The 3,184-nt window shown below is 56.8% G+C and carries 3 protein-coding genes; all 3 read left to right on the plus strand.

Annotated elements, in window-relative coordinates:
- A partial coding sequence (locus RCCGE510_RS32200; protein ID WP_007637532.1) for a M20 family metallopeptidase occupies nucleotides 1-1,253 on the plus strand: 1,253 nt, incomplete at its 5' end.
- 171 nt (nucleotides 1,254-1,424) lie between these two features.
- Nucleotides 1,425-2,141, plus strand: a complete 717-nt coding sequence (locus tag RCCGE510_RS34350; protein WP_007637535.1) for a hypothetical protein — start codon at nucleotides 1,425-1,427, stop codon at nucleotides 2,139-2,141.
- A 249-nt stretch (nucleotides 2,142-2,390) separates the two neighbouring features.
- A partial coding sequence (locus RCCGE510_RS36035) for a Xaa-Pro peptidase family protein (protein ID WP_007637538.1) occupies nucleotides 2,391-3,184 on the plus strand: 794 nt, incomplete at its 3' end.

Below are 3,184 nucleotides of genomic sequence, written 5' to 3' on the forward strand. Positions count from 1 at the left end.
TATCCAACAACGAATGGAAAACCCAGAAGCGCATTTTAGAAACATTGGCCCGTTTCGGCCTGACCGAAGTCACGACCTTTCACAAGACCGGTGTCTATGTCGATATCCAGGGTCTTGCACCAGGCGCAAATCGTTCGATCGCGCTGCGCGGCGACATCGATGCCCTTCCCATCCAGGAAGCCCGTGATGATCTGGCTTACCAGTCGCAGGTGCCAGGCGTGATGCATGCCTGCGGCCATGATATGCACGGCTCCATCGCCTTGGGAACGGCACTTGCGTTCCATCGCATGCGCGAAAATTTCTCAGGAAGGCTGCGGGTCTTCTTTCAGCCGGCCGAAGAGGCGGAGCCCCTCGGCGGCAGGACAGTTGTCGATGAAAAGTTGCTCGATGGATTTGACGCGGCCATCGGGTTTCATGTCCGTACGGACATCGCTGTGGGCTCATACGGCGCTCGTGCGGGCGCTGTAACGAAATCTGCAGACCAATTCTCGCTCGAGTTCACCGGGACCATGGCACACGGCGCCAAACCGCATCTCGGGGTGGACGCAATTGCGATCGCGGGCGCCTTCATCAATGAAGTGCAGAAAGTCGTGTCACGGGAAATGCCGGTCGACGATGGCGCTATCGTCACGATCGGGACGATTCGCGGTGGTGAAGCGACGAACATCATCTGCCCCTCGGTGACGATGACTGGAACGATCCGGACAAGCAGTCCCGAGCGGAGAAAGCTATTAGTCCAGCGCGTCGGCGAGATCGCCGAAGGGGTTGCTGCAATGCATCGCGGGCACGCGGCGTTCAACTCGCATGCCGGCGAACCTCCTGTGGTTAACGACAGTGCAATGGTCGCGCTGTTCAAACACTTCGTGGTGCAGACTGACGGCGAGGACAGGATGTCGAAGGGCCAGCGAGTTCCGGAAGCGATGACTTCGGCTTCTATTCTAGCTGTTTGCCATCGATCTATTTCTGGTTCGGCAGCAAGGAGCCAGGAAACGAGTCCGGCGTGCACACGCCGACCTTTGGCGTCTCGGATAAAACTCTGGTTCCGACAACTGAACTGGCTGTGCGCTACTGCTGGGAGCTCTTCCAAAATGCGCGATGAGCGGCATCACGCCGATTTGTTATCGGTGCGATTGCTGCCAACGATAACCAGATCACCATGCGCCTTTGAGGGGGATTGGGATTCAAGACACCGCCATTGCCAATCTCGCCTTTGCCAGGTGCGCGACGACAGAAGCGTGAAGCAGCATCGTTGACCGATCGCAGGTTTTGGATATGGCGCAAGAACGCAAAGGGGACACCGCATAGTTTGCAAGGCGCTTCCAGGAAGCGCAATGCGAGGGCTCATCGTCCTCTTTTCTTACGCAGGTGGCACAGGAATTCTTTTTAGAGCGGCAAAAGCTGTTTGAACCAATGGAGCTTCATTTATGTCTTCGCAAACCAATCTCACTCTCGGAATTCTTGAGCTCGATGAAGGCCTGACGGCAGACAGCCCAACTTTTGCTCCGCGCGAAGGATCGCTGTTCCACCCGGCGACTTTCAACCGACCCGTGGTAGCAGAAATGGTTGAGGGCGCTCTGGCAGAAGTGATCATTCCTGGCGATGCCTCCCTCGAAACCGCCTGTGTAGCTGCCGCCAAACGACTGGTCGCCCGCGGTGCCGGCGTGATTACTGCGGATTGCGGTTTTTTTATCCGTCACCAGCAATCAATCTCAGCGGCAGTCAATGTGCCGGTGGTGACTTCCAGCCTGCTCCTTATTCCGGCTCTACTGCGGCAGCTTGCACCGCGGAGAAAACTTGCGGTTTTGACCGCCGACTCGCGACATTGCAGTGAAGACCTATTGGGCATCGAAAATCCTGCGGATCGGAGGCGCGTCGTCGTCGGAGGGATCGAAGGTGGCGTTTATATACGCAATGCTTTGGCCCGCCCGTTCATCCGAACCGACGTTGATCAGATTGAGCGGGAGGTCGACGAGCGCATCGCGCAACTTCGTGCTGAGCATCCCGATATCGCGATGATACTCTTCGAATGCACAGGCTTTCCAATCGTTGCTGACGCTCTTCGTTCGAAAACGGGACTACCCATTTACGACATCACAGACCTCTGCAAGCTGACCCTCGCCTCGGTTTCCAGTCGCGTTTGAAGATATCTTTTCGGAAGTTATGGGGAGCATCTGACGTGAACGACCAAATGTTACGGTTCGAGCTGTCCGAATACAAAACACGTCTCGAAAAGGCGCGCGGGGCAATGGAGCACGCCGGCATCGACCTATTGGTCGTAACCGATCCTGCCAACATGGGCTGGCTGACTGGCTACGATGGTTGCTCCTATTACGTCGCCCCAATGTGTTGTGGTCTCGAAGGACAAAGATCCACTCTGGTTCGGTCGGCGCATGGACGCCAATGGTTGCCGCAGGACAGCCTATATCGGCGAAGACCGCATCAAGTGGTATGGAGACGAATATGTCCAGTCAGACACGCTGCACGCAATGTCGGCGCTAGCCCAGATCATTGTGGATGAGGGCGATGGCTCGGCAACGATCGGCGTCGAAAAGGATAGTGCATGCCTTTCAGCCCGATCATTCGAAGTGCTGTCAGCGTCGCTTCCTAATGCGAAGTTCAAAAATGCCGACAGGCTGATCAACTGGCAGCGGCTGGTAAAGTCCCCACGAGAAATCGACTACATGCGGGGGGCCGGCAAAATCGTTGAGGCCATGTATCAGCGTGTCGGCGAAGTGCTGCGTCCGGGAGTCAAGCAGTCCGATGTCATCGCAGAACTCTCTTTTATCGGCACGCGCGGCGTGGACGATTACTGGGGAGACTATCCAGCCTGCGTGCCGAACCTTGGCGCTGGCGCAGATGCTTCAGCCCCACACCTTACCTGGACGGATCAGCCAATTAGGGCCGACGAGAGTATCTTCTTCGAACTCGCCGGCGTTCATAAGCGCTACCACTGCCCCTTGTCACGGACTTATTACCTCGGCAAACCGAGCCAGCAGATACTCGACGCGGAAAAAGCCGTTCTTGATGGCATGCAGGCGGGGCTCGAAAAGGCGGTGGCTGGTAACCTCTGCGAGGATATCGCCAAAGCGTATTCCGGAACGTTGGCGCGATACGGCTTTGAGAAGACGAGCCGCTCAGGCTACCCGATCGGAATGGGCTATCCTCCTGCGTGGGGCGGAGAACT

It is taken from the genome of Rhizobium sp. CCGE 510, from assembly GCF_000292525.1.
Taxonomy (GTDB): Bacteria; Pseudomonadota; Alphaproteobacteria; order Rhizobiales; family Rhizobiaceae; genus Rhizobium.